Below are 26,265 nucleotides of genomic sequence, written 5' to 3'. Positions count from 1 at the left end.
GGACTCCTGTCAGTTGAGTTTTTGATTGACCTGGGCCAACAGGTCGGTGATCTCTTTGCGGCGCCCGGCATCGGCAGTTTCGCGCCCCGGCCGTGGTGCGGCGAGCAGGGCCTTTTGCAGGGCGTCACGCGCTTCGGCGTAGCGCTTTTGCCGGTACAGGTGATCGCCCCAGAAGTACAGACTATCAATGCCCGTCGGGTTGAGTTGCAAGGCCTGTTTGAGCAACGCATCGGCCTTGTCCGCATCGCCAAAGCCGATGGGCCAGCCGGGCACGCGGTCGTACAGCGCCGCCAGGCTGGTATACGCCGAACCCTGCAGGGCCTTGGGATCCAGGGCCAGCGCTGTTTCGAGGTCGGCCTTGGCCGCCTTGACCTTGCTCAATGCCCCAAGCCCGCCCTGGGCGCCGGCCCAACTGCTGGTGACGATACCGGACCAGATCCACGCTTCGGCGGCCTGGGGGCGCTGCGTGGTAAGCGCCGTGGTCTGGCTGGCGAGCTGTTCGAAGGCTTTGGAACGTTGTTCCTCAGGCAGGTTGTATTGGATGTGTGCCCAACGGGTCTGGATTTCGGTAAGGCGTTGCTGGTCGGCGGCGTCCATTGCCCAGGTCAGAGGGCTCAACAGGGTGAACAGCAGGGCGGCAAAAAGTCGTTTCATGGGATGGGGTCCTTATCGATAGGTGTGTGACTCAAGCGCCGAATCAGTGGCAGTTGTTTGCTCAAACTACGGTCCACCAGGTTTGGCAGCAGGCTGTTGAGGCGCACAAAGAAGCGCTCCGGCCAGCCCAGGTAGAGGTCGCGACGATCCTTGAGGATGGCCTGGATCACCGCCGAGGCGACGGTGTGCGGGTCGTCGACGTTGGACTTGAGCGCGTCGTTCAATGCCTGCGCCGCCGGGCTGTTCATGCGCGTACGCGTCGCCCGTGGCGCTACGTACAACACGCCCACGCGGGTGTCGGCCAGCTCGCGGCGCAGGGCTTCGGAAAACCCGCGCAGTGCAAACTTGGTGGCACAGTAGGTGGCGTAGCCGGGGTAACCGATGGAGCCGTAGGTGGAGCCCACATTGACCACCATGGCGCTCGGCGCGAGCTTGAGTTGCGGCAGCAACAGCTTGGTCAGGCAGATCGGCGCGGTGATGTTCAACGCCAGCATGCCGCTGATTTCGCTGTCGTCCAGTTGCTCAAGCATCGCGAAGTGGTTGATCCCGGCGGTGTTGATCAGCAGGTTGACGCCACCGATGGCATCGGCCGCCGCCAGCACCTTGCGCCGGTCGGCGAGGAAGGTCAGGTCGGCACTCACCCAGCACAGCTGCTGCGGATACTGCGCGAGCAACACCTCCAAAGGGGCGCGATGACGTGCCACCGCCAGCACCTGGGCGCCACTGGCACACAGCACGGCGGCAATCGCCAGGCCGATCCCGCCACTGGCGCCGGTCAGCACCACGCGCGCGTCAGACAGGCGCATGTTGCGTCTCCGTGATGCGCGGCAGGGTGCGGAACATGTCGGTGTAGAGCGCATAGACCACCCTTGACGCGTGGATCACGGCGGCCTGGTCGGCCGGGTCATCCAGTCGGTTCATCAAGCCGCGGTAGGTCTGCATATGGCCAATGTCCAGCGAACCGTGGGAGCTAAGGTAGCTGAACGCCGTTTCCGGCAGATGCAGGCGCTCGCGAATGCTCCCGGCCGCATGGGTGGCGAGGGCGATGCTGGTGCCTTCCAGCACATTGACCATGCCGAACAGACCGACCGGATTGTCACGGGAGATCAGGTCATACAGGTAGCTGACCATCAGCTCGATGGGCAAACCGGGGCGGCCCTCACGCACCGCGTGGGCGTCGCCACCGCAGGCGGCAATGTCATTGAGCACCCACTGCTCGTGGCCGTACTCCTCCTCAATGTATTCGCAGACCGCCTTGCGCAGCCACTCCAGGCGCGACGGCAGGCGAGCGCCGCAGGCCATCATCAGGGGCACGGTATGGCGAACGTGGTAATAGGCCTGGGCCAGGAAGGCGCGGTAGCTTTCCAGGCTGACCTTGCCCTCCAGCGCATCGCGGATGATGGGCAGGCTGAACAGGGCCTGGCGTTCGTGCTGGGTGGCATCTTGGAGCGTATCGAAAAAGTTCACGATGACATTTCCTCGTTCAAGGCAGGGGCAAGCAGGGTTTGGTAGCGGGCGACTATGGCGTCGCGCCGTGGGCGGCCATTGGCGGTGAGCAAGCCGTTGGCGGCGCTGAACGGTTGATCCAGACGCGTCCACCGGTGCACGTGCGCGTAGTCGGGCAGGCCGCTGTTGGCCGCGTCCACGGCCGCCTGCAGCTGTGCCTCGGTGCAATCGGCGCGCAGTGGCCAAAGCAGGGCGTGGTTGTGCGGCTGGGCCTCGCCGTAGACAAAGGCCTGCGCAATCACGCCGCTCTGGGTCAGTTCGGCTTCGATCCAGTCCGGGTTGACGTTGCGCCCGTAACTGGTGACGAATTGATGCTTTTTGCGGCCCTTGAGGTAAAGAAACCCATCGGCATCAAAGGCGCCGAGGTCGCCGCTGGGCCACCACTCTCCGGGCGCTTCGGCCTGACCCAGGTAGCCGAGCAGGGTTGAGCCCTTGATCAGCACTTCACCGTCCTCGGCCAGGCGGATCTCAACGTGGGGCAAGGGTTTGCCGACGCTGCCCGGGCGCTGCGCCTCGGGACGATTGAGGCTCACCACCGAAGCGCATTCCGACAGCCCGTAGCCTTCGTAGACCGGCAAGCCGAGTTGTCCGGCGCGGTGCAGCAACGCCTTGGACACCCGCGCGCCGCCAACCGCAGCAAAGCGCAGGCCGTGGGGGCTGAACGCCTTCTGTTCGGCGGCAATCACCAGCATCAGCAGCAATTGCGGGACCAGAATCAGGCTGTGGGGCTGGCGCAGCGCCAGGCAACCGAGCAACTGTGCAGCGTCCACCGCACTGGCGCCCTGGATGCCCAGGCTTTTTTGACTCGGCACACTCAAGGTGGCACCGGCATACAGCGCGGCGTAGCACCCCAGGTTTTCCAGGAGGATGGCGATGGGCAGCAGCGCCAGGTGATGGCGTGGATCACTGGCATGACTGGCCTGGTGCAACTCACGCGCGACCCGCAGCACGCTGTCGGCGCTCAGGCACACCCCTTTGGGCGTGCCGGTGGTGCCGGAGGTAAAGGTCAGCTTGGCGGTGCCAGACGGCATTGACGGCCGACCTTCAAACGCGCGGCACCAGAACTCGCCGGTTTTGCGATACCCGCCAGCGTGTAACTCAGCGTCCAAATGAGGCTCGGCGATCACCCGCTCGGCGTGGCTTTGTTCCAGGCAATGGTCACGCTGGGCAGGGCTGAAGAACGGTGGCAAGGTCAGGCAGGTCAGGCCTTCAAACAAAATCGCCAAGTCCCACAAGATGGCGTCGACGCCGTTGTCCAGGGCCAGGGCCACCACCTTGACCCCCTCATCGCGAAGGCGTTCCTGGCGGTAGGTAACTTCGGCAAACAGCGCGGTGTAATTGATTTTCAGCGTGTCGCCCCACAGGGCGACAGCGCCGTCGTTGCGTTCGGCATAGCCACGCAGTACAGCATGGAAACGACGGGTTTCAGGCGACATGGCTAGTGTCCTCTAGAAGCGTGGGCAACCCCAGGCGTGAAAACAGGCCCACGTTGCGCAAATGAACGAAGCCGGCGCGGATATTGCCGACGTGCACCCAGGGCTGGCTCTCGTAATAACTGCCCCAGTGATGGCGCTCGTCGCCCAGGCGCTGCGGGTCGGCGGCGCACAGGGTGACGGGCTTCAAACCCAGACGGTGGAAGCTATTGACCAGACCGACGTTGCCGGTGAACGCCACCCACTCCAGGCCCGCCATGGCCAGCAGCCAGGTAATGGCGATGATGCTCAGGCGCGCGCTGCCGGTATCGCTGGCCGCCAGATTGCCCACTTCGGCAATGGCGCTGCGCTCCACCGCGCGTTCGGCGGCAGCGCTGATCAGTGGCTCGATCGAATGATCCAGGTAGCGCTCCAAAAACAGCGGTTCGGCCCCCGCCAGGCGGACCCCGGCGACGGCGCACAGCTCGCCGCCGACCTGGCTGACGCCGAACAATTGCGGCATGAAGTGCCGGATATCGGCGCCGTGGGCCAGGCGAAAACGTTGCTGGATAAACGCCTCGAAGGCCGCACGTTCACGGTCATGGGGCAGGGCGCGGGCAAGTTGCAGGGTGGTGCTGTCGGGCTGGCCGAACAGCAGCGGCAAGGGGATGTTCCAATCGATCCGGGGCATGGGTGGTGTGCCTCCCAAGTGAAGTTGGGAGGAGTATCAGCGGCGTTTCTTAACGAAGTCTGAAGGTGGGAAAAGTCAGCGGTATTGTCGATCTTCAGACTGCCTTAAGACTGTGCAGGCAGGTTGGCGCCGACTTTCCCAGGCCGGACACGGCCTCTACTTCCGCACAAGGTTGCCCTTTCATGAGCGAACATCTGCTGACCCAGCGCTACACACGTCTGTCGATGACCCTGCACTGGCTGATGCTGGCGCTGTTTGTCGGCGTCTACGCCTGTATCGAACTCAAGGGCCTGTTGCCTCGAGGGCACGCGCTCAAGGGGCTGTTGCTGGGCGGCCATGCGCTGTTTGGTCTCGGCATCTTCGCGCTGGTATGGCTGCGTCTGCTGGGCCGCCTCGCGCCGCGCCCGGCCATTTTGCCGCGCCCACCGGCCTGGCAGACCGTCGTGGCGCACCTGATGCACCTGGCGCTGTACGCACTGATGATCGGCACGCCGTTGCTGGCATGGCTGATGCTCAACGCCGCGGGCAAGCCGGTGCCGTATTTCGAATGGGCGCTGCCGTCGCTGGTGGCTGTAGACCCGGACCACGCCAAGCAACTCAAGCACTGGCATGAGTGGCTGGGCAGTACCGGCTACTGGCTGATTGGCCTGCACGCGGCCGCTGGGTTGTTCCACCATTACTGGGTGCGGGATAACACCCTGACGCGAATGCTGCCAAAACGTTAGAAATGCGAAAGTTACGCTTATAGCGCTGGGTGAAACGTTTCTTCTAGCGACAAACGGGCGACGCAAGCGCTTGCGTAAGCAAATGTATCTGAATTAGAGTCGGTGGCAATCGGCTCTGATTCAAAGGGAGCCGACCTACAAAAATAATAAATCCAGGAGCTCACCCATGAGCCTTGAACCCTTGCTCGAGATGCAGGGCATCAGCAAAACCTTCAATGGGTTGCGCGTGCTTAAAAGCGTCGGCCTGAAGGTCTACCCCGGCGAAATCCACGCCTTGATGGGGGAGAACGGCGCCGGCAAATCGACGCTGATGAAAATCCTCTCCGGGGCCTACCAGGCCGATCCCGGCGGCGAAATCCGCATCGGTGGCCAAGCCATCGCCACCTATAACCCCGCCACCGCCAAAGCCCTCGGCATCGCCGTGATCTATCAGGAATTGAGCCTGTGCCCGAACCTGAGCGTGGCCGAGAATATCTACCTGGGCCGTGAACTGCGGCGCGGCTGGACCATCGACCGCAAGGGCATGCAGGACGGTTGCAAGGAGGTGCTGCAACGCTTGGGCGCGGAATTCACCGCGGCGACCAAAGTCAGCAGCCTGTCGATTGCCGAGCGTCAGTTGGTGGAAATCGCCCGCGCCCTGCATGCCCACGCCAGGATCCTGGTGATGGACGAACCCACCACACCGCTGTCGTCCCGCGAGACCGACCGGCTGTTTGCGCTGATCAAACAACTGCGCGGCCAGGGCCTGGCGATTATCTATATCAGCCACCGCATGGCCGAGATCTATGAGTTGTCCGACCGGGTTTCGGTGCTGCGTGACGGCCAGTACATCGGCGAGTTGACCCGCGACGCGTTGTCGGCCGAGGTGCTGGTGAAAATGATGGTGGGCCGCGACCTGTCCGGTTTCTATAAAAAGGAACACGCCGCCTACAACCCCGGCAACGTAGTGATGCGTGTGCGGGACATGGCCGACGGCAAGCGCGTGCGCAACTGCAGCTTTGATTTGCACGGCGGTGAAGTGCTGGGCATCGCCGGCCTGGTGGGGGCAGGGCGCACGGAGTTGGCGCGGCTGATCTTCGCCGCCGACCCGCGTACCAGCGGCACCCTGGAAGTGGTGGGCAAGACCGTCACCCAACTGCGCACCCCGGCCGATGCGATCCGCGCCGGCGTGGTGTACCTCACCGAAGACCGCAAAGCCCAGGGCCTGTTTTTGGACATGAGCGTGGCCGACAACATCAACGTCTGCGCCTGTGTGCCGGATGCGCGTGCCGGCGGCGTGCTCGACCTTGGCCACGCGGCGCAACGCGCGAATGAGGCGATCAAATCGCTGTCGATCCGCGTGGCGTCGGGCAAGGTCAATGTGGGCGCGTTGTCCGGCGGCAACCAGCAGAAGGTGTTGCTGGCGCGGCTGCTGGAGGTCAAGCCGCATGTGCTGATCCTCGACGAACCCACGCGGGGCGTGGACATCGGCTCCAAGTCCGAGATCTACCGCATCATCAATCAACTGGCCCAGGCCGGTGTCGGCATTGTGGTGATCTCCAGCGAGCTGCCGGAGATCATCGGCACCTGCGACCGGGTGCTGATCATGCGCGAAGGCCAATTGGTGGCCGAAGTGGGCGGGGCCTCGGGCCACGCTATTTCCCAGGAACGTATTATTGACCTCGCCACCGGTGGCGATCAGGTGGTTGCCAATGGCTGATTCGATGATTGCAACAAAACAAACAATAGGCAGGGCAGAGCGCGCACGTGAACTGATGCGCACCGTGGGCATGTTGCCGGTGCTGGTGTTGTTGCTGGTGGGCTTTGCCCTGGCCAGCGAAAACTTCCTGACCATGCAGAACCTGTCGATCATCACCCAGCAGGCCTCGGTCAACGTGGTGTTGGCGGCGGGCATGACCTTTGTGATTCTCACGGCGGGCATCGACCTGTCGGTGGGGGCGATTCTGGCGGCGTCGGCGGTCGTGGCGTTGCAGGCCTCTATGTCGCCGCAATTCGGTATGTTCGGGATCGCCGCCGGGATTGGTTTTGGCCTGTTGCTGGGCTTGGTCAACGGCGGGTTGATCGCCTTTATGCGGCTGCCGCCGTTTATCGTCACCCTCGGCGCCCTTACCGCCATGCGTGGCTTGGCGCGCCTGTTGGCCGACGACAAGACCGTGTTCAACCCTGACCTGCCGTTCGCCTTTATCGGCAACGACTCGATTCTGGGGGTGCCGTGGCTGGTGGTGATCGCCGTGGCGGTGGTGGCGCTGTCGTGGTTCATCCTGCGGCGCACGGTGATGGGCGTGCAGATCTATTCGGTGGGCGGCAACCCGGAAGCGGCGCGGCTGTCGGGCATCAAGGTGTGGAAGGTGCTGTTGTTCGTCTACGCCATGTCCGGTGCATTGGCCGGGCTCGGCGCGGTGATGAGCGCCTCGCGCCTGTTCGCCGCCAATGGCCTGCAATTGGGACAATCCTATGAGCTGGATGCGATTGCCGCGGTGATCCTCGGCGGCACCAGCTTTACCGGCGGCGTCGGCACCATCGGCGGCACGCTGATCGGCGCGCTGATTATCGCGGTGCTCACCAATGGCCTGGTGCTGCTGGGGGTGTCGGATATCTGGCAATACATCATCAAGGGCATCGTGATCATTGGCGCGGTGGCGCTGGATCGTTATCGCCAGTCTGGTGCGCGTACCTGATTTCACTCATACAACAATCACAAGAGAGACCCGCATGAACTTCAAACGCATATTTCCCGTTGTTGCTTTGGCTGCCCTGATGTCCCAAGCCGTCGAAGCGCGTGAACTCAAGGCCCTTGGCATCAGCATGGGCTCGCTCGGCAACCCGTATTTCGTGACGCTGGCCGACGGTGCAACCGCTCGCGCCAAAGAGCTGAATCCCAACGTCAAGGTCACTTCAGTGTCCGCCGACTATGACTTGAGCAAGCAGTTTTCGCAGATCGACAACTTCATCTCGTCCAAGGTCGACCTGATCCTGATCAATGCCGTCGACCCGTCCGCGATGGCCTCGGCGATCAAGAAAGCGCGGGACGCCGGTATCGTGGTGGTGGCCGTGGATGTGGACGCCAAGGGGGTGAACGCCACGGTGCAGACCGACAACGTGGAAGCCGGCAAGCTGGCCTGCCAGTTCCTGGTGGACAAACTCTCGGGCAAAGGCAATGTGATTATCCAGAATGGCCCGCAGGTGACCGCCGTGACCGACCGTGTCAAAGGCTGTAAAGCCGCGCTGGCCGGGGCGCCGGAGATCAAGGTGCTGTCCGACGACCAGGACGGCAAGGGCTCGCGTGAAGGCGGCTTGAACGTGATGCAGGGTTACCTCACGCGCTTCCCGAAAATCGACGGCCTGTTCGCGATCAACGACCCGCAGGCCATCGGCAGCGACCTGGCGGCCAAGCAGCTCAAGCGCAGCGGCATCATCATTACCTCAGTAGACGGTGCGCCGGATATCGAGAACGCCCTGAAGACCGATACGCAGATCCAGGCCTCCGCCAGCCAGGACCCGTGGGCCATGGCCCAGACCGCAGTGAGCGTGGGCAACGACCTGCTCAACGACAAAGCCCCAGCCGAAGCGGTGACCCTGCTGACGCCAAAACTGATCACCCGCGACAACGTCGGCACGTACAGCGGCTGGTCGAGCAAGCATTGATCCCGCTGCGTTGACAGAGAGGAGCAGCGCCATGGTCACCATGGACGACGTGGCAAGCCGGGCAGGGGTGTCGACGTCGACCGTGTCCCATGTGCTGAACGGCACCCGCAAAGTCAGCCCGGCTACGGTGCTGGCGGTGCAGCAGGCGATCCAGGCGTTGGGGTACATTCCCAATACCCTGGCGCGCTCGCTGGCCCGTTCCAGCACCAACACCATCGGCGTGGCGATCTCGGCGCTGTCCAACCACTACTTCAGCGAAACCGTGCACGCGATTGAAACCGAGTGCGCCAAACACGGTTACATGATGCTGTTTGTCGACACCCATGACGACCCGGAGCAAGAGCTGAGGGTGGTCACGGCGCTGCATCATCGGCGGGTCGACGGCATTGTGCTGGCGCCGTCGAACGGCTCATTGGCCTTGGAATATCTGCGGGCCAACGAGATTCCGGCGGTGTTGGTGGATCGGATGATGAGCGAGCAGTTCGATCAGGTCGGGGTGGAGAATATCCAGCCCACCCAGGCCCTGATTGAGCACCTGATTGCTCACGGGCATCGACGTATCGGGTTTATCGCCGGGCGCGGCGGGTTCAGCACCACCGATGAGCGGGTGGCCGGTTATCGTGCGGCGTTGCAGGCGCAGGGGCTGGCGTTCGACGCGCAGTTGCTGGTCAACGGCGGCTCCAATACCGAGCCGGCACGCCAGGCCACGGTGCAACTGTTGGGGCTGGCATCGCCACCCACCGCGATCATGGCCGGTAATAACCTGATGACACTCGGCGCGATGCATGCCCTGCGAGACGCGCACATTGAGGTGCCGGGGCAGATGGCCCTGGTGGGGTTTGATGATTTTGAATGGGCCGATTTCTTCGTGCCGCGCCTCAGCCTGATCGCACAGCCGGTCAAGGCGCTGGGGGCGCGCGCCGTCGACCTGTTGCTGCACCGCATGGCATCGCCCGACGCCCCGCCGCAAAGCGTGCGCCTGGCACCGACCCTGCAATTACGTAACTCCTGTGGCTGTTCGAAATTGGAATAACACGTCTATGAACTGTCCTGTTTCCCTTGGCATTGACCTGGGTACCTCCGAACTCAAAGCCATCCTCATGGGCCTGGATGGAACCGTGCTGGCGCACACCGGCGTGCGCTTGAGCGTGTCGCGGCGCCATAGCGGCTGGTCCGAGCAGGCACCGGAGGACTGGTGGCAGGCCTGTCTGCAGGCGCTGGAGCAATTGCGCGGCCATGAAGCGTTTGCCCGCGTGGCGTGTATCGGCCTGTCCGGGCAAATGCACGGTGCGGTGTTATTGGGCGCTGACGACCGCGTGCTGTACCCGGCGATTCTGTGGGACGACTCGCGCGCCGTCGCCGAGGCCGAACAGTTGGGGCCTGAATTGGCCGAAGTGACCGGCAGCCTGCCCATGGCCGGGCTCACCGCGCCCAAGCTGCTGTGGCTGCAACGCCATGAGCCGGAGGTGTTCAACGCCCTCGACTGCGTGCTCTCGCCCAAGGATTACCTGCGCTTGCGGCTGTGTGGCGAACGCATCAGCGAGATGTCGGACGCCGCCGGCACGCTGTGGCTGGATGTGGCGCGGCGCGACTGGTTCACGCCCATGGTGCGCGCTACCGGCCTTGAACCCGCGCAGTTGCCCAGGTTGGTGGAGGGCGGTGCGGCGAGTGCCGAGGTTACCCTGAACGGGTTGGGTTTACCCGCCAAAGTGGTGATTGCCGGCGGTGGCGGTGACAACCCGGTGGCCGCCGTGGGCATCGGTGCAATCAATGCCGGTGATGGTTTCATTACCCTGGGCACCAGCGCGGCGATTGTGGCGATTACCGACCACGCCGCCGGCAACCCGGCGAGTGCGGTGCACAGCTTCTGCCATGCGTTGCCCGACCGCTGGTACACCATGGGGGCCATGCTCGCCGGTGCCAGTTGCCTGCGTTGGGTCACACGGCTCACGGGCACGGCCGATGAACAGGCGCTGCTGGAGCAGGTGCAGGCGCAGTTGCCGATCGGCCAACCCGTGTCGCTGGGCACACCGCTGTTCTTGCCCTACCTGGCCGGGGAGCGCACGCCGCATAACGATCCCCTGTTGCGGGGCGGCTTTATGAACCTGGGGCATGACTGCACCCCGGCGATGCTCGGGTATGCGGTGATGGAAGGCGTGGGTTTCGGCCTGCTGGATGCACTGCGCGCGGTGCAATCGGCCGGTGCCGACGTGACAGCCTGCGCCCTGGTAGGCGGCGGTGCCCGCAGCGGGTACTGGGCGCAGTTGTTGGCCAATATCCTCCAGCGAGACATTTTTACCTTGCACGGCAGCGAATTGAGCGCGTGCATCGGCGCGGCGAAGCTGGGGTTTATGGCGATTGGGCAAGGCGCGGAGTTGCTGGCGGCGGGCATGCCGGTCAAGGCGCGGTATAAGCCAGACCTGACGCAGCAGCCGGTGTTGGCGGCGCGCTATCGCAAGTTCCAGGGGTTGCTGAGCGCCGCAAAGAGCCTTCACGACTAACCACCGGTGGTAGCCTCAATGCCGCTCAGCTAAACGCAAGCCCCCTCCCACAGAAGCCGGTTTGTTCCCGTTCAGTCGCTGGCCAGCGGCGGCAATCGCCGTTTTACCGGGGTTTTCTTGACGATGGCGGTGTTGGTTTCGGCGTAGGCATTGAGCCGGTCGAGCAGGCTGTCGAGGTGGTCCATGGTGCGCACATGCAAACGCGCGATGAAGCAGTCGTCGCCCGTCACCTTGTCGCATTCAGTGAACTCGGGAATCGCCTGGATCTGGCGTTCCACTTCCTGCAATTTTCCCGGCAGGGGGCGGATGCGCACGATGGCTTGCAGCAGGTAGCCGAAGTGACTGGGGTCGATATCGACGGTGTAGTGGGTCAACACGCCGCGTTCTTCCAGGCGGCGCAGGCGCTCGCCCACGCTGGGCGAAGACAGCCCGGTGATCCCCGCAAGCGCCTTGAGGGACAAACGTGAGTCGTCCATCAAGGCGGCGATCAGTTGTTGGTCGATGGTGTCGATCATGGGATTGGCCTAATAAGAAAAGGTGATTTAAACGTTTTGCCTTTTTTAGTCGCTGGAGCCGCTGCCGAACAGATTGCCATAATTGAGCCTCACTTGAGGAGCATCAATCATGGATTCATCCATCCGTCGCGGTTCGTGGGAAATGGTCGCCGCCATGCTGATTTCCGGCACCATTGGCTGGTGTGTGCTGGTGTCGGGCGTGTCGGTGATCGAGGTGGTTTTCTGGCGCTGCGTGATCGGTGGGCTGACGCTGCTGATCGTGTGCGCGTTGCTGGGCTACCTGCGCCTGGATTTGCTCAGTTGGGCCAAGCTTGGGTTGGCGATGCTCAGTGGCGTGGCCATTGTCGGCAACTGGTTGCTGTTGTTTGAATCGTACTCGCGCGCGTCCATCGCCATCAGCACGGCGGTGTATAACGTGCAGCCGTTCATATTGGTGATGCTGGCGGCGCTGTTGCTGGGTGAAAAAATCACCGTGCAGAAGCTGGCGTGGCTGAGTGTGGCGTTTCTCGGGATGCTGGCGATTGTCACCGCCCATGGCGAGCAGCAGAGCGGGGGCGGGGATTACCTGACGGGGATTGCGCTGGCCTTGGGGGCGGCGTTTCTGTATGCGCTGGCGGCGCTGATCATCAAGCGCTTGAAGGAAGTACCGCCGCACTTGATGGCGCTGATCCAGGTGGTCACCGGCGCGTTGCTGCTGGCGCCGCTGGTGCCGTGGAACAGCCTGCCGGCGGCGGGCAATGCCTGGGCGGCATTGGTCACGCTGGGGGTGGTGCATACCGGTTTGATGTATGTGTTGCTGTACGGCGCGATCCAGAAACTGCCGACGGCCATCACCGGCGCGCTGTCGTTCATCTACCCGATTGCCGCGATCCTGGTGGACTGGGTTGCCTTCGGCCATCGCCTGGGCTGGCTGCAATGGCTGGGGGTGGCGGCGATTCTGCTGGCGGCGGCGGGGTTGCAGCGGGGCTGGTGGTGGCCCCGCTCGAACGTCAGTGCGTACCCTGGAAGATGATGTTTTGCGGGTTGAAGTGCTCCACGGCGCTGCCCGGCTGCGGCAACCCAAGGATATGCCCCTTGATCTTGCCCACCACGTGCATCTCGCACGGTTTGCAATCGAACTTCAGCGTCAGTACCTCGTCGCCGTGGATCAACTGCATCGGTGCCACCTTGGTCTTCACCCCGGTCACACCCTTGGCCTGTTTAGGGCACAGGTTGAACGAGAAACGCAGGCAGTGCTTGGTGATCATCACCGGCACTTCGCCGGTTTCTTCATGGGCTTCGAACGCCGCGTCGATCAGCTTGACGCCGTGACGATAGTAGAAGTCGCGGGCCTTCTGGTTGTAGACGTTGGCCAGGAACGACAGATGCGCTTCCGGGTACACCGGCGGCGGCGTGGTCTCGGCCTTGCGCCCGCCACGCGGATGCGCTTTGACGCGGGCGGCGGTCAACGCTTCGATCACTTCGCGACGCAGCGCCTTGAGCTGCGAGTTGGGAATGAAGAACGCCTGTGGCGCATCCAGCTCGGTGCGGGTGGCGTGGTACTCGGTGGTGCCGAGCTGGCCAAGCAGATCACGCAGGGTATCCAGCGCCTGTTCAGGCTTGTTGGCCACGCCGAACGGGCCGGGCAGGGCGACGCTGGCACTGATGCCTTCTTCGCTGGTCGCCGTGATTTCCAGCTGGTCTTCACGCAGGCGCGCTACCCACGCCAGGCCGATGCGGCGCTCGGCGGAGGTCTTGAGCAGCGCCTGTTGCCAGTTGTGATCCAGGTTGCGGTTGAGCGGGTGATGCGGGCGCAGTTGGTGCAGGCCTGCGGGCATTTCGTTCGGCTCGACGCGGTAGCGGTAGCGCTTCTGGCCGTCTTCTTCGAATTCACCTTTGGCTTGTGCAATGTTGGCGCGAAAACCCACGACTTCACGCTTGACCAGCACGTTCAAGCCATCGCCGTTGGACAGCGGCTCATGGGTGACCACTTGCAGGTCGCGCTTGCCGGCTTTTTCCACGGTACCCACCGGCAGGCCGGTAAAGGTCGGGGTGTCGAACGCGCCGATGTCGATCTTGCGGTCGGTGACGAAGTAGTCGGTGCTGCCCCGGTGGAAGGTTTTTTCCGGATCGGGCAGGAAGAAATGCGCGGTACGGCCGCTGGACGCACGGGCCAGGTCCGGGCGGTCTTCGAGGACGTCGTCGAGGCGCTGGCGGTAATAGGCGGTGATGTTTTTCACATAGCCCATGTCCTTGTAGCGGCCTTCGATCTTGAACGAACGCACGCCGGCTTCGACCAAGGCGCGGATGTTGGCGCTCTGGTTGTTGTCCTTCATCGACAGCAAGTGTTTTTCAAAGGCCACGACGCGGCCCTGGTCGTCTTTCAAGGTGTATGGCAGGCGGCAGGCCTGGGAGCAGTCGCCACGGTTGGCGCTGCGGCCGTTTTGCGCGTGGGAGATGTTGCACTGCCCGGAGAACGCCACGCACAGGGCGCCGTGGATAAAGAATTCGATGGCGGCATCGGTCTCGTCGGCGATGGCGCGGATCTCTTGCAGGTTCAGCTCACGGGCCAACACCAGCTGGGAGAAGCCGGCCTGATCGAGGAACTTGGCCCGGCCCAGGGTACGAATGTCGGTCTGGGTGCTGGCGTGTAGCTCGATGGGCGGAATATCCAACTCCATGACACCGAGGTCTTGCACGATCAACGCGTCGACACCGGCGTCGTAGAGCTGATGGATCAGCTTGCGCGCGGCTTCCAGTTCGTTGTCATGCAGGATGGTGTTGATGGTGGTGAATACGCGCGCATGGTAACGACGCGCGAATTCGACCAGTTGGGCGATGTCGCTCACCTCGTTACAGGCGTTATGGCGCGCGCCGAAGCTCGGGCCGCCAATGTAGATGGCATCGGCGCCATGCAGGATGGCCTCGCGGGCGATGGCGACATCGCGGGCAGGGCTGAGCAGTTCCAGGTGATGCTTGGGCAAGGACATAGTTTTTAGTCAGGCTTGTCACGGTTGAGGCGCGCATTGTAGCTGTGAAATGCCTGACCGGCATCCACTCAGGCCTTGGCCGCCATCGCGGTGACTTCCACCCGCATGCCTTCCACCGCCAGCGCCGCCACGCCAACCGCCGCACGCACGGGCCAGGGCTTGGCGAAGAAGCGTTTGTAGACTTCATTGAAGGCGGCGCGATCAGCCATGTCGGTCAGATAAATGGTCAGGTGCATGACCCGGTCCATGGTGCTGCCGGCCTTTTCCAAGGCAACTTTGAGCGCTTGCAGGGTGCATTCGCTTTGCAGGGTGATATCGCCCAGCTCCAGGCTGCCGTCGGCGCGGGTCGGGATCTGGGTGGAGACCAGGATGCCGTTGAAGCCGATCACGTCGCTGGAAATGGAGTCGGCATCAGGATCGGGGGTGTAGGACAGGTCGTGGTTGGCCATGGGCGCCTCTCATTGGCAGGAACGGAAAGGCGCCATGGTCCCCGAAAATAACCGCAGGGGCAAACCGCGGCTTATGCCCAGCAGCGGCTGGCGTCGCTTGCGCAGCCGCAGAAATCGCCTTGAACACCCACTTCAATCACGGTTATTTGACGCCAGAAAATAAACCGTAAAATCCCGTAAAGTCCCGTATTCCGACGCCGATAGCCCTATAAGAAATAGGTTCTTTGCGCGGCTGAGGGTACGTCATGTTCAACACAACACTCAAAACAGAACTGGCGGCCAGGACGGCCGAAGTCACCGAATACAAAGGACTGATATCGGCACTCGGACGCTCCATGGCCGTGGTCGAATTTGACCTCAATGGCAAGGTGCTGAGCGCCAACGACAACTTCCTGAAAACACTGGGCTACAGCCGCGACCAGTTGGCCGGCAAGTCCCACCGTGACTTCTGTTTGCCGGCGCTGACCAGCAGCCCGGCCTACGGTCAGTTCTGGAGTGAGCTGAAGGCCGGCAAGTTTGTGTCGGGTACGTTCAAGCGCGTCGATTCCCATGGCCGCACGGTGTGGCTGGAAGCCAGCTACAACCCGGTGCTGGATGAACGAGGCCAGGTGTTGAAGGTGGTCAAGTACGCCCTCGACGTCACCGCCAAAGTCGAGCAGGAAGCCGCAACCCGCAGCAAGTTGACCGCGCTTGACCGCGCCATGGCGGTAATTGAATTCGACTTGAACGGCCAAGTGTTGGATGCCAATGACAACTTCCTGAACGTGATGGGCTATTCGCTGGCCGAGCTCAAAGGCAAACATCACCGCATGTTTTGCGAGCCGGCGCTGATCAACAGCAGTGAGTATTCGGACTTCTGGCGCCGCTTGAACAACGGCGAATTTTTCACCGGGCAATTCAAGCGCATCGGTAAACATGCGCGCGTGGTGTGGCTGGAAGCCAGTTACAACCCGGTCTATGACGGCGACGGCAAGCTGCTCAAAGTGGTCAAGTTCGCCAGCGACATCACCGAACGCGTGGAAAAATTCGAGGAAGACTCACGCGGCGCCTCGCGGGCCTACCATATTTCATCCGAAACCGAGCGTTTCGCCGAGCACGGTACCCAGGTGATCCATGAAACCGCCACGGAAATGCGCCGCATTGCCGAGAATATCGGCGCCTCGGCGCGTCTGGTTGGCCAGTTGGGTGATCGCTCCGAACAGATCACGGCCATCGTCAACACCATTCGTGGCATCGCCGACCAGACCAACCTGTTGGCGCTCAACGCGGCCATCGAGGCGGCGCGGGCGGGTGACCAGGGGCGTGGTTTTGCGGTGGTCGCCGATGAAGTGCGGCAACTGGCCGGGCGCACCAGCCGTTCTACCGCGGAAATTGCCGAGATGATCGGCATGATCCTCTCGGAAACCCGCGACGCGGTCGCCAGCATGAGCGCCACCCAGGAGGGCGCGCAGCGCGGTGTCAACCTTGCGGATCAGGCGGGATCGGTGATCCTGCAGATCCGCACCAGCACCAGCGACGCGGTGCAGGCGGTGAGCATGTTCGCGTCGAAGCTCGATGAGTCCGAGGTTATTCCCAAGACGGCGGTCGGTTGGGTTGGCTAAGCCGGCAAGCCAAGCGGCTTGAGGAAGAGGGGCAGAGTGATTCTGCCCTCGCTTCACGCAGGGTTTACTCTTTTACATCCATGAACTCTTCGGCCCAGGCCACATAGCTTTCCGGCAAGGTGTAGGTGTGGGTCAGCTCGGTAGCGCTCAGGTTCGAAGTGCTATGGGTCAACTGACGCTGGGCACGCAGGCTGTCATAGGTGGCCTTGATCGCCGCGAAGTAAGCGCCATGGCCCGCGACCACCACGCGTACGCCCAGGTCTGCCAGGCGCTGGGCGTCATGGAGTTTGGGGTTGCCATAGGTCACCAGCATCAGCGGCACGGTGAGCTTTTCTGCGATCTTCTCCAGATGCTCGAAATCGCTGACACCCACCATGCAAATCCCATCGGCGCCAGCTTGCTGATACGCCAAGGTGCGCTCGATCACCGCCTCGGTCGGCAGCACGCCTGCGTGAGTACGGGCAATGATCGACAGCTCTGAATCGACGCGGGCTTCCAAGGCCGCCCGGACTTTGCCGATGCCTTCCTCAACCGAAATCAAGTCGGTGGATTTGCGCCCGAATTGCGCCGGCAGCAAGGTGTCTTCAATCGTCAGCGCGGCCACACCGGCACGTTCCAGCTCTTCGACGGTGCGCATCACGTTGAGGGCGTTGCCGTAGCCGTGGTCGGCGTCGGCGATAAAGGGCAGTTGCGCCACACGACCGATTCGGGTGGCCTGCTCAACGAACTCACTCAGTGTGATCAGCGCAAAATCGGGCGCCGCCAATACCTGCAACGAGGCAACAGAGCCACCCAGGATGCCCACCTCGAAACCCAGGTCGGCGGCGATACGCGCGGACATCGGGTCGAATACGGAGGCGGTTTCAACGCACGCAGGCGTTGCAAGCAGTTCACGGAAGTTGCGGCGCAACGCTGAGTGAGATTTTTTGGACATGTTCTTTCCTGGCTCTGGTCATCGTCGAGTGACGATCAATGTCTATTCGTGGTGGCGCGAGATTACCACGCAGGCGAACCGGGGATTATGACGTTTGAGCATGAGGCATGCGGCTGGCACATGGAACCGACGGGGCTAAAAATACGCTTATGACATTATTATAGAATTACGTTATGCATTATCAGTATTTTACATGCCCGACGCCCGGCCCCATCGTATGAGGCTGACTACCCCTTTGAACAGTGCCGAGACCGTACGCGCGGATCGACTTGAACTGCCTGACAAGGCATCTGGAGACGAGCGTGCGTTACCTGACAAAACTCGCGGCCGGGTTGGCCGGCCTGCTGCTGTGCCTGAGCGCGACCGCGCAAACACTGGTGGTGGGCGATCAAAGCTACAACGCCCAGGCCGTGATGGAAGCCGCAGGCGTACTGGACGATCTGCCTTATACCCTTGAATGGAAGCAATTCACCGCAGGCTCGCCGGTGGCCGAGGCACTCAACGTCGGCAGCCTCGACATCGGCTTGCTGGGGGATGCGCCGGTGCTGTTTTTGGGGGCTTTAGGTGCACCGATCAAGGTGATCGCCGTCAGCCGGCAAAACCTCGACGGCGTGGCCATCCTGGTAAAAAAGGACTCGTCGATCCACAGCCTCGCGGACCTTGCAGGCAAGCGTGCGGCGATCTGGAAAGGCTCCTGGAGCCAGCAGTTGTTGCTGACCGCGCTGGATAAGGCGGGCGTGCGCCCAGACGCGTTGGAACTGCGCTATCTCAGCGCGCTGGATGCCTCCCATGCATTGGAAGGTGGGTCGGTGGACGTGATCGCGACGTGGGAGCCTTACGTCACCCAACAGGAACGCCAAGGCGCGCGGGTTCTCGCGACGGCTGAAGGGCTGATTCCCGCCCAGAGTTTCATTGCGGCCAACGCCAAGGCCATCGACACCAAACGTGCGCCCATCAGCGATTTTCTTCAGCGCCTGAAGAAAGCGCGCGACTGGGCTCGCCAGCATCCCGCCAACACAGACGCTTATGCCGATGCCTGGGCCAAACGCACCCGGGCGGATGCCGACATTGCACGTGTCTGGTTTGCCCGGGCACGCACAACGGTCGAGCCGCTGACAGCCCAGTCTCCTGTAGAGGCACAAAAAACCGTGGACTTTTTTGCCGGCCAAGGGCTGGTCAAGCCTTATGCGGCGGCCAGTTTATTCGACGATTCATTCGCCGCGTCCTTGCAACCCGTCGTCGCCAAGACCCAGCCCTGAACACCGAGGAATGCCCCCACATGATGAAAAGACAACTGAAACTCGGGGCCTTGACGATGGGCTGCGGCGGGCCAGGCCGCCACAATCTGTGGCTTGACCCTCAACTGCCGGCCGATGCCAGCGTTAACGTTGACTGGTATATCGACATCGCGCGCCAGGCCGAAGCGGCATTGTTCGACCTGGTGTTTATTGTCGACAGCCAGTTCATCACGCCGGGATCGCCGTCGCACTACCTGAACCGGCTCGAACCGCTGACACTGTTGTCCGCGCTGGCGGTCAGCACCCGCCATATAGGCTTGGTCGGTACGCTGACCACCTCGTATAACTCGCCGTATAACGTCGCGCGGCGTCTGGCCTCTCTGGATCTGATCAGCAAGGGCCGCGCCGGCTGGAACGTGGTGACCAGCGGAGATGCGGGCACGGCGGGCAATTACAGCCGCGACGAGCATTATGATTACGACACGCGCTACGGCCGTGCCGCCGAACACGTTCAGGTGGTGCAAGGGTTATGGAACTCTTATGAGGACGATGCGTTCGTGCGCGACCGTGCCACGGGGCAGTTTTTCGACCCGAGCAAGCTGCATAGCCTGAACCACCGGGGCGAGCACTTTTCGGTGGTGGGCCCGCTGAATATCCAGCGCTCACCCCAAGGCCAGCCGGTGATATTCCAGGCCGGTGATTCAGCGCAAGGTCGCGACCTGGGCGCCGCCACGGCCGATGTGATCTTCACCCACGCCGCCAGCATCGAGCAGGGCCAGGCTTTCTACCGGGAGGTAAAGGGCAGGGCAGTGCAGCTTGGTCGCGACCCGGAACAACTGCTGGTTATGCCGGGCGCGGAAATCTACGTCGGCGACACGGACGAGCATGCGCGGGAAATCGAGCAGCATTACCATCAGGCCGATCACAGCTTTGAACTGGCGCTGAAGGAGTTCGGGCGTAATTTCGGCTGGCATGACTTCAGCCAGTACGACCTCGACGCAGCGTTTCCCCAGCAGAGCCTGGAGGCCGCCCGCAGCAGCTTTTTTACCGCCGCCAAGCGCATTGCAGACCAGGCTCGCGAGAAAGGCTTCACGTTGCGCCAGGCGGTTGAATTCGGTCGACAACTGCGTCCGGGCGCCTTCGTGGGGTCGGCGGACACGGTCGCGCAGAAAATGGCGGATTGGTTCGAGGCGCGGGCGGTGGATGGCTTCAATGTTTACATTGGGCACCCGGAACAATTCAATCGCTTTACTGAACAGGTCATACCGTTGTTACAAGCGCGTGGCGTGTATCGCACGGCGTATGAAGGAACGACGTTGCGCGAGAGCTTGGGGCTGGACATTCCCAGGTTCAAGCGCAACGGGTTGCCGAATTGAGCCGGTTACCCCAGCCACTTTTTTTGCCGCCTGACGGGAGCGCTAATGGGCAAAAGCACATCGGTTGGCCGAAAGCGCGCGATGCCACAGGCGGCGGCGATGCGCTGGCGTTGCAGGCCATGGGCAAGCGCTTGCTTGAAACCGCTTTCGCTTTGAGGCAACCCCACTATGTAGCCGACGCCTGCCTGGAATTCGCCTCCATGGGCCTGCCACCAGCGGCTGATTGACTGCGGGTCGGGCCAGGGCAGGTTCTCATCGGGGTCCATGACGACATTGGGGTCCTCGGCGTTGTCGTTCGGCCCCGCGTCGAAATCCGGCAGTTGCTGCAGCTCCAGATTGAGCAGCGCCAGGTCCGCGCCGGTCATCAGGCTGAAGGCTTCGCCGGCGACACGGGCATACAGCGGGTCGCTCATCTGCTGTATCAGCCACGGCACGCCGACGGGATCGCCCAGCAGCCCAATGGCCTGGATGCCGATGCGGCGCTGGGCAGGGTTCTGTAGCAACTGGTGTATCCAGGCGACGCTGTGCTCCCGATGTTGCCAGGCCAACAGGACGCAGAGCGCACGGTACTGGAACGCACCCGGTTGCTCGGCGAAGGGGCGCAGTGGCTCCAGGGCGTATTCATCGCCCAGCTGTGCGGTGGCCCAATTGACCCAGAAGCGCGTTGCTGCATCTTGATGTAGACGGTGCGAACGAAGGGTCGGCATCAGGTCATGCCGGCGCAGTTCGCCGGCGGTACGGGCCGCGCGTGCCAGCACGCCGGGGTCGGCTTGCGAAAGCTCCGCGAGCAGCGCTGCGCCGGGATCGCGACGATGCATACCACAGGCAGCAAGGCCGAGGCGACGGAACAGGGGCTTTGGGGAGGCGAGCATGCGGTCGATCCAGGGCGCGACCCATTCCCAGTCGAGCCACCCCAGGGCCATCAGATAACCACGCTCGGTTTCCACCGCGTTTCTCACGTGTTCGCTGAGCTGCGACAACCCATCGGTGTGGTGTGTCTCGAAGGCCAGGACCACGCCGGCAAACAGCTCGCCAACCGTGTGGGGGCCGAGTTGGGCCAGCACGGTTTCCAGGCCTGCGGGGCCGGCGATACGCAGGCCATCGAGATGAGCGTCGATACGGTCTTCCAGTTTGCCGAGGTCGTCCAGGTCGTAATGTGGCGCGCGTAACGCGTAATCACGCAGGACAGCGAGGAAGCTGGCTTCTTCGGCATGCAGGTCAAGGACGACGGGCAGTGTGTTCATCAGTCCCGGGCCCCGATGCAACAAGGGCAGGGCAGGCGCGTCGGGTTAGTCAATTTGCAGGCACCGTGTCCAGTTTGAACCGTCGAACTGCATGACATCCTTGGGCCCGATGGACCACATGATGCCGTCGGCCGCGCTCAGGTGATAACAGGTTCGCGGCACGTCGTCGCCGAAGTCGACGGGCTTGAGTTTGTCGCCTTCGAGCCGGTAGACGAAATGGGTGGACGACACATAAACCTGCCCATCGAACACTTCCATGCCCCAGAGGTCTTCGTCGGTGCTGTCATGTTCGATCATTTCCCATTGTTCATTGCACCCCCGAAGCAAGGTGCCGAGTTGGCCGCAGGCGTAGACGTAGCCATCCGGCGCGCAGCGGACCTTGTAGAGCGCAAGGTTGGTGGGGCTGTTCTGCTGGGTGAAGAGGTCGCCGTCGTACCGCCAGATTTCGCCTTCCCAGCCGACGGTATAGATTTCCTGCTCGCTGAAACCATCGATGGATTCGAAGCTGGTGTCGGTGATCGGGGTGTCACCGACCTGGGCGCTCTGGTCGATGCAACGCCATTGGTCTTCGCCCTCGCGAACATAGGCTTGTCGGCAGGCGCCTACGGCGTAGGCTCGGCCTTTGGCGATGCCACGGATTTCACGCAGGGGGCCGCGTTTTTTGGGGTCTGTGCCGCAGCTGGCGATGGAGGATTCTTCCTTTATCGAGCCGCCACCACTGGCCCGCACTGATCCATCGGTGCCAAGGACCAAGTAACGTTCGGCAGGTTTATGGCAGACCGTTCCGGAGCAGGCAAGCCATGGTACTGTGCCGGCGCCCCAGGTTCCTCGATCAAGACCAAACAGTATCGAACCTGTATAGCCCTCACTGATCGAGATGTCGTTTGTGGTAATCAAATAGCTCAGGTCTGAGTAGCGAACAACACCAGTGCCAATACTAAGTCCACGGAATCGCGGGTCTCGAGGGTCCATCTTAGTCTCCTGATAGGGGTAAATTAGCGGCTAGGCTCGCTAGGGTACATTTCGGCCTGAGCCTTATTGCGCTCGTCTTGATTGCTGGTCATGGACGCACAGGCATTGATCGGTTTTTCCTCGCCTGGGTCCTTTGCTTTGTCGTGATAGGTGTTCAACTGAGCTTCCAGGCATTCCTGACTACAGTTGGAGTCCGGAAAGGTTTTCTTCGCCGCCCTGGCCCCCGTCTGCGTAGCCTTGGACCTTGGCCATTCACCGTTTGCATCAGCTTCATGCAAGGCCACCACCCCACGTCGGGTATGCATCTGGCCGTGGGTGGCGGTGGTCTGATTGGGCCCCTCCGCGCACATCACCGGGGCTCTGTCGGTCTGGTATTTGCTCCAGCCGGCTTTGGTCGGGTGCTTGCTTCTGGGTTGGCCGGGAAAGGCCGGCCCGTCGGTGAAGGATGCCGAATCGATTAGGTGGTCACCGGTTTGTCCGGGGCAGCATCGGTTGGGTTTGAACGGCGCGAGAAAGCAGCGCATCGCCTTTTGGCAAGGGTCGCTGTTGATGGTTTTGGCCAGGGACGCATACTCGCCCTGGACGTCGGCGTGCGTGCCCAGATAGGCCGCGTTGTCTTTAAACCCGTCGCCCGCCGCGTCTTTAGCGGCTTTGCGGGCTTTGGTCGCGGCCTGTAGCGGGCTGATGTCCGGGCAGATCATTTTCTGCTCAAGGTCCCCGCAAGCGTCTTTTGCCCGGCCTCGTTCGCCCTCGCATTGGGCCAGATCCTTGGCCAGTGCCATTCGGTCCGTATAGGTCCAGGGCATGGTATTGCCCGGTTGGGAGGCATGGTTGTGGGTGGTCAGGTCCATGTGCCGAACAACGTTTTTCCCTTCGTACTTCACGTCCATCGACCAGGAGGTGAAATACACCTTGCCCTTGATCTTGTTGGTGACGATGCCCTTTTTAGGGGCGTTTCCAGCCTCATCCCCATAGCTGGTTTTGAAATAGCTCTGGTCCTTGAGCATGATTTCCTTACCCGTGATCTTTACCGTCCGACTGCCCTTGGTCGTGTCCTTGGCCATGCCGGTGTTGGGGTAGGGGATGGGCACGCCCAGCGGGGTAGGCGGGGCCACGGGTGGGGTGAAGCACACGTCCGGAAAACACGCGATCGACTTGCCGTCGGCCGACTTGCAGGAGACTTCCATGTTGTTGGCAAATACTTGGTTGGCCATCAGGCAGCCCTCACGGTCTGGTAGCTGAGCAGCGCGACGGCGCGTTGGCCGGCGTCGTTGCCCAGGTGGCAAAAAATATTCGGCCCTTCGCCATAACCCTTGCGGCTGGCGGCCAGCGCCACGGCGAGCATCGCCGGGCCAATGGCGGCGCCGACTTCACCGATGCAGTCGGCCGGATGCCAGAGATGGAAGAACTCCTTGCGTACCCGCAGGCTGCGGCTCAGGGCCAGGGAAGCTTCCTTGAAGTAATACTGTTCGCCAGAGATGTCCGTCAGGCGGTAATCCATCTGTTCCAACCCGCAACCGGCTTCGCCCAGGGCTGCACGCACGGCCTGGGTCAGGCCTTCGGCGCGTAGCGGGATGTCTTCGGATTCCACCGTGGCCTGTTCCGTGCCGAACCCCAGCCCGATGCAGGCCAATTGCGGCGTGTCACTCGCGACGGGGGCGGCCAGCACCACGGCGGCAGCCCCTTCGCCGGGGATAAAACCGTTGGAATTCTGGCTGGTGAGCAAGCGCTCGCGTTGCTCGAAGGCAGCCAGCGTTGGCCCGTTGAGGAAGGAGTCGACGCCGGCAATCAGCACGTGGCGATGGCCACCGCCATAAATGAGGGTGCGTGCATCAAGCAGCGCCACGGCGGCGCTGACCCGGCCATGGGCGAGGATGCTGGAGGCGGGGTGAAAGTGCAGGCCCAGTTCGGCTTCAATGGCCTGCAGCAATCCTTTATCGAGACCTTCTAGACGGCCGGGGCGCTCGAGCTCTGCCAGCCCCAGCAGCAGCGGGGTTTTTTCCGGTTCGACGTTGGGCGTGCTGTGCAGGGCCTCGGCAATGGCGCGCGCGGCCATCTTGACCAGCTTGGTGCGGCCGCGCCAGGGCTGTTCCAACGGCACGCTGGCGGCAATCAGCCATTCGCCGCCCCGATCGATAAAGCGGGTTTCCTGGAAGTTGTCGATGGCGCAGCGGATCGCCGCGCAACTGGCCGGTGCGCTGAGGCCGACAGCGCTGACCATGCCGGAGCCGATAATGCTCAAAGCACGCATCAGTGCGTTTGCTCCCGGGTGCGTTTGGCGTTTACCAGGGGGCGCAGCGATGGGTAGTAGTCTTTACCCAATGCCCGGGCGCGCCACCAGCCGATGGACAGCGTGCCGACCAGCACCTGGGCAATCTCGAACATGTTGCGCCGCAGCGGACGGGAGGTACGCCAGGTCAACTGCACCTGGCGGGCGTCTGTGTCGATCAGCAGGGTGTCGATCACCGCTGACACCGTTTCATGGCCGCCTTTTTTCAGGAAAAAGGTCACCGGCACTTCCATCTCAGGGATGCGAAAACCTGCGCGCTCCTGGGCAGTGAGGTTCAGCAGTAGTACCTCCTCGCCTGCGCGCAGGTAATCAACCTGCTGATCGTCGGGTGCGGCCTGATAGTAGCGGGTGTCGAAGTCCGCCGGCAGAAACGGAAAACAGTCGGCTTTCCAGGCCTCGTCGTAGGTACCGGCGAAGCGGGCGCGTTGCGGCCAGCTACGAGCGATGGGGCCGAGGGCCACGGGGCGAAAGTTGCCAAAAGGGTTTTCGATCGGTTTGCCCAGCTCTTCGGTGTTGGGCATTGGCCTGCCGACGATGTAGGCGTTATCAAGGCCGCGCGGGTACCAGCCGCAACCGCTTGGGTTGTCCAGGTAACCGTCACGCATATCGGGGGCATTCACCATAGGATGGGAGCCACCGTAGGCCTGGGCATAGGAGATGTTCTGTTCGGTAAAAGGCTGCGGCGAGCCGGGAGAGAGGCCCAACAGCCCCAGTTGCCATTGCCTCGGGCCAACGACGGAAAAAGCCTTGCTCATCCGACCCACGCGAATACCCGCGGTCAACTGCGTCACGGGCCGCCCGCCGGGCGCGTAGGCCTTGCCGCACACCAGCACATCGCAGAAGGGCTTGACCGGCGCAAAGTCCATTTCCTGCAGCGGGGCGCTCAGGCCTGGTTCGCCGAGAAAGGTGTCGGCCATCAGCAGCGGTTGCTGGCTGTCGGCGAGCGTCAAGGCGCGACCGTCCAGCGGTAGATCAAACGTGCCTTTGGCCACCACGACCAGGGATTCGCGACCATCACGGTCCATACCCAGGGTATAGGCCGCCGTCAGTCTGCTGGCATTGAGCAATTCCATGGGCCGATTACCTGTCTAGTTGATTTGCACCGAGCCGCCCTTGATGCGGTTGACTCCGCTGGAACGGCTGGACAGGTAGGCGCCCTGGATGATCACTTTGCCGGCGCGGGTCAGGGTGATGCTGGCTTTGCCGCAACGCAGCACAATCTCGCGTTCTGCGCTCAATTCCAGGCACTGCTCATCCAGTCGCACACTGGCGACGGGAGCGACGGCGGCCTGGGCGTCAAGCAGAAGGCCGATCAGCAGTGGGCGGATCGGGTCGCCGTCCTCGAACATCAGCGCCACCGGGCTGCCGATATCCGCCGGGCTTAGCCGCGCGGTGCAGCGAGCGACGAGGCCGCTGCTGTCCGGGCAACCGGGGTAGGTGACCGTGGGCGCGCCGGCATGGGGCAGGGCGAGCAGGCTGCCGATGATGACCCCATCGATACGGGCCTGGGTGGGGAGCGGGTACTGAACCGTCATATATATAC

General features: G+C 62.6%; 25 protein-coding genes and 1 pseudogene. 11 read left to right on the top strand and 15 right to left on the bottom strand.

The window, feature by feature from the left end; all coding sequences use genetic code 11:
* Positions 1-9: 9 nt before the first annotated feature.
* From AB4N98_RS26880 to AB4N98_RS26860, 5 genes are read right to left on the bottom strand one after another with little or no spacing between them, the layout of a single operon-like run.
* Complete coding sequence (locus AB4N98_RS26880) at positions 10-654, bottom strand: tetratricopeptide repeat protein (RefSeq protein ID WP_017530656.1); 645 nt, start codon at positions 652-654, stop codon at positions 10-12.
* Positions 651-1,460, bottom strand: a complete 810-nt coding sequence (locus tag AB4N98_RS26875) for an SDR family oxidoreductase (protein WP_065879094.1) — start codon at positions 1,458-1,460, stop codon at positions 651-653. Before AB4N98_RS26875 ends, AB4N98_RS26880 begins: the two co-directional genes overlap by 4 nt.
* Positions 1,447-2,121 (bottom strand): TenA family transcriptional regulator, encoded by a 675-nt coding sequence (locus AB4N98_RS26870; RefSeq protein WP_017530658.1) that lies wholly within the window; start codon positions 2,119-2,121, stop codon positions 1,447-1,449. The genes AB4N98_RS26875 and AB4N98_RS26870 overlap by 14 nt, the downstream gene beginning before the upstream one ends.
* Positions 2,118-3,596, bottom strand: a complete 1,479-nt coding sequence (locus AB4N98_RS26865) for an AMP-binding protein (RefSeq protein WP_065879093.1) — start codon at positions 3,594-3,596, stop codon at positions 2,118-2,120. The genes AB4N98_RS26870 and AB4N98_RS26865 overlap by 4 nt, the downstream gene beginning before the upstream one ends.
* Positions 3,586-4,263 carry a thermostable hemolysin gene (locus tag AB4N98_RS26860; protein ID WP_017530660.1) on the bottom strand — a complete coding sequence of 226 codons (678 nt, stop codon included), beginning with the start codon at positions 4,261-4,263 and terminating at the stop codon, positions 3,586-3,588. Before AB4N98_RS26860 ends, AB4N98_RS26865 begins: the two co-directional genes overlap by 11 nt.
* A gap of 182 nt (positions 4,264-4,445) precedes the next feature.
* Between AB4N98_RS26860 and AB4N98_RS26855 the strand changes: the two genes are divergently transcribed.
* The 6 genes from AB4N98_RS26855 (at position 4,446) to xylB (ending at position 11,134) form a co-directional block, all read left to right on the top strand.
* The gene (locus AB4N98_RS26855) at positions 4,446-4,988 is read left to right on the top strand and encodes a cytochrome b (protein WP_065879092.1); all 543 of its coding nucleotides are present in this window, start codon (positions 4,446-4,448) and stop codon (positions 4,986-4,988) included.
* 166 nt (positions 4,989-5,154) lie between these two features.
* Positions 5,155-6,687 (top strand): sugar ABC transporter ATP-binding protein, encoded by a 1,533-nt coding sequence (locus tag AB4N98_RS26850; RefSeq protein ID WP_017530662.1) that lies wholly within the window; start codon positions 5,155-5,157, stop codon positions 6,685-6,687.
* Positions 6,680-7,666, top strand: a complete 987-nt coding sequence (locus tag AB4N98_RS26845; RefSeq protein WP_026067484.1) for an ABC transporter permease subunit — start codon at positions 6,680-6,682, stop codon at positions 7,664-7,666. Before AB4N98_RS26850 ends, AB4N98_RS26845 begins: the two co-directional genes overlap by 8 nt.
* A 34-nt stretch (positions 7,667-7,700) precedes the next feature.
* Positions 7,701-8,633, top strand: a complete 933-nt coding sequence (locus AB4N98_RS26840; protein ID WP_065879090.1) for an ABC transporter substrate-binding protein — start codon at positions 7,701-7,703, stop codon at positions 8,631-8,633.
* Positions 8,634-8,664: 31 nt separating this feature from the next.
* Positions 8,665-9,666 (top strand): LacI family DNA-binding transcriptional regulator, encoded by a 1,002-nt coding sequence (locus AB4N98_RS26835; RefSeq protein ID WP_065879089.1) that lies wholly within the window; start codon positions 8,665-8,667, stop codon positions 9,664-9,666.
* Positions 9,667-9,673: 7 nt separating this feature from the next.
* Positions 9,674-11,134 (top strand): xylulokinase, encoded by a 1,461-nt coding sequence (xylB, locus tag AB4N98_RS26830; protein ID WP_460149106.1) that lies wholly within the window; start codon positions 9,674-9,676, stop codon positions 11,132-11,134.
* Positions 11,135-11,205: 71 nt separating this feature from the next.
* On the opposite strand, the gene AB4N98_RS26825 is transcribed toward xylB, so the two are convergent.
* Complete coding sequence (locus AB4N98_RS26825; protein WP_017530667.1) at positions 11,206-11,649, bottom strand: Lrp/AsnC family transcriptional regulator; 444 nt, start codon at positions 11,647-11,649, stop codon at positions 11,206-11,208.
* 109 nt (positions 11,650-11,758) lie between these two features.
* On the opposite strand from AB4N98_RS26825, the gene AB4N98_RS26820 reads away from it, so the two are divergent.
* Positions 11,759-12,661 carry a DMT family transporter gene (locus AB4N98_RS26820; RefSeq protein WP_065879086.1) on the top strand — a complete coding sequence of 301 codons (903 nt, stop codon included), beginning with the start codon at positions 11,759-11,761 and terminating at the stop codon, positions 12,659-12,661.
* Here AB4N98_RS26820 and AB4N98_RS26815 read toward each other — a convergent pair.
* Complete coding sequence (locus AB4N98_RS26815; RefSeq protein ID WP_017530669.1) at positions 12,639-14,618, bottom strand: peptidase U32 family protein; 1,980 nt, start codon at positions 14,616-14,618, stop codon at positions 12,639-12,641. The genes AB4N98_RS26820 and AB4N98_RS26815 overlap by 23 nt on opposite strands.
* Positions 14,619-14,686: 68 nt before the next feature.
* Positions 14,687-15,067 (bottom strand): RidA family protein, encoded by a 381-nt coding sequence (locus AB4N98_RS26810; RefSeq protein ID WP_017530670.1) that lies wholly within the window; start codon positions 15,065-15,067, stop codon positions 14,687-14,689.
* A gap of 245 nt (positions 15,068-15,312) precedes the next feature.
* On the opposite strand from AB4N98_RS26810, the pseudogene AB4N98_RS26805 reads away from it, so the two are divergent.
* Together AB4N98_RS26805 and AB4N98_RS26800 are read left to right on the top strand one after the other, a co-directional pair.
* Positions 15,313-16,032, top strand: a pseudogene (locus AB4N98_RS26805) (PAS domain-containing protein); the annotation flags it as partial.
* Between the two features lie 18 nt (positions 16,033-16,050).
* A complete protein-coding gene (locus tag AB4N98_RS26800) occupies positions 16,051-16,668 on the top strand; it encodes a methyl-accepting chemotaxis protein (protein ID WP_460063983.1) in 618 nt (205 codons plus the stop codon).
* A gap of 64 nt (positions 16,669-16,732) precedes the next feature.
* Here AB4N98_RS26800 and AB4N98_RS26795 read toward each other — a convergent pair whose 3' ends face one another.
* Positions 16,733-17,602 carry an isocitrate lyase/PEP mutase family protein gene (locus AB4N98_RS26795; protein ID WP_017530672.1) on the bottom strand — a complete coding sequence of 290 codons (870 nt, stop codon included), beginning with the start codon at positions 17,600-17,602 and terminating at the stop codon, positions 16,733-16,735.
* 302 nt (positions 17,603-17,904) lie between these two features.
* Here AB4N98_RS26795 and AB4N98_RS26790 point away from each other — a divergent pair, with 302 nt between their 5' ends.
* Complete coding sequence (locus AB4N98_RS26790) at positions 17,905-18,861, top strand: ABC transporter substrate-binding protein (RefSeq protein WP_065879085.1); 957 nt, start codon at positions 17,905-17,907, stop codon at positions 18,859-18,861.
* 20 nt (positions 18,862-18,881) lie between these two features.
* Positions 18,882-20,216 (top strand): LLM class flavin-dependent oxidoreductase, encoded by a 1,335-nt coding sequence (locus AB4N98_RS26785; RefSeq protein WP_065879084.1) that lies wholly within the window; start codon positions 18,882-18,884, stop codon positions 20,214-20,216.
* Positions 20,217-20,221: 5 nt separating this feature from the next.
* On the opposite strand, the gene AB4N98_RS26780 is transcribed toward AB4N98_RS26785, so the two are convergent.
* From AB4N98_RS26780 to AB4N98_RS26755, 6 genes are all read right to left on the bottom strand, one after another.
* A complete protein-coding gene (locus AB4N98_RS26780) occupies positions 20,222-21,460 on the bottom strand; it encodes a TIGR02270 family protein (protein ID WP_068931839.1) in 1,239 nt (412 codons plus the stop codon).
* 45 nt (positions 21,461-21,505) lie between these two features.
* Positions 21,506-22,189: a hypothetical protein gene (locus AB4N98_RS26775; RefSeq protein WP_223271456.1), complete on the bottom strand. Its 684-nt coding sequence runs from the start codon at positions 22,187-22,189 to the stop codon at positions 21,506-21,508.
* A gap of 266 nt (positions 22,190-22,455) precedes the next feature.
* On the bottom strand, positions 22,456-23,646 hold the full coding sequence (locus AB4N98_RS26770; protein ID WP_065879081.1) for a PAAR-like domain-containing protein: 1,191 nt from the start codon (positions 23,644-23,646) through the stop codon (positions 22,456-22,458).
* Positions 23,646-24,686 carry a hypothetical protein gene (locus tag AB4N98_RS26765; RefSeq protein WP_460149555.1) on the bottom strand — a complete coding sequence of 347 codons (1,041 nt, stop codon included), beginning with the start codon at positions 24,684-24,686 and terminating at the stop codon, positions 23,646-23,648. Before AB4N98_RS26765 ends, AB4N98_RS26770 begins: the two co-directional genes overlap by 1 nt.
* Positions 24,683-25,795: a DUF2169 family type VI secretion system accessory protein gene (locus AB4N98_RS26760; RefSeq protein WP_460149105.1), complete on the bottom strand. Its 1,113-nt coding sequence runs from the start codon at positions 25,793-25,795 to the stop codon at positions 24,683-24,685. Before AB4N98_RS26760 ends, AB4N98_RS26765 begins: the two co-directional genes overlap by 4 nt.
* A gap of 15 nt (positions 25,796-25,810) precedes the next feature.
* A complete protein-coding gene (locus AB4N98_RS26755; protein WP_267864050.1) occupies positions 25,811-26,257 on the bottom strand; it encodes a DUF6484 domain-containing protein in 447 nt (148 codons plus the stop codon).
* Positions 26,258-26,265: the final 8 nt, after the last annotated feature.

Source organism: Pseudomonas sp. S3_E10, from assembly GCF_054667615.1.
The sequence above is the reverse complement of the archived record's forward strand: the minus strand, read 5'-3'. Positions and strand labels throughout refer to the sequence as shown.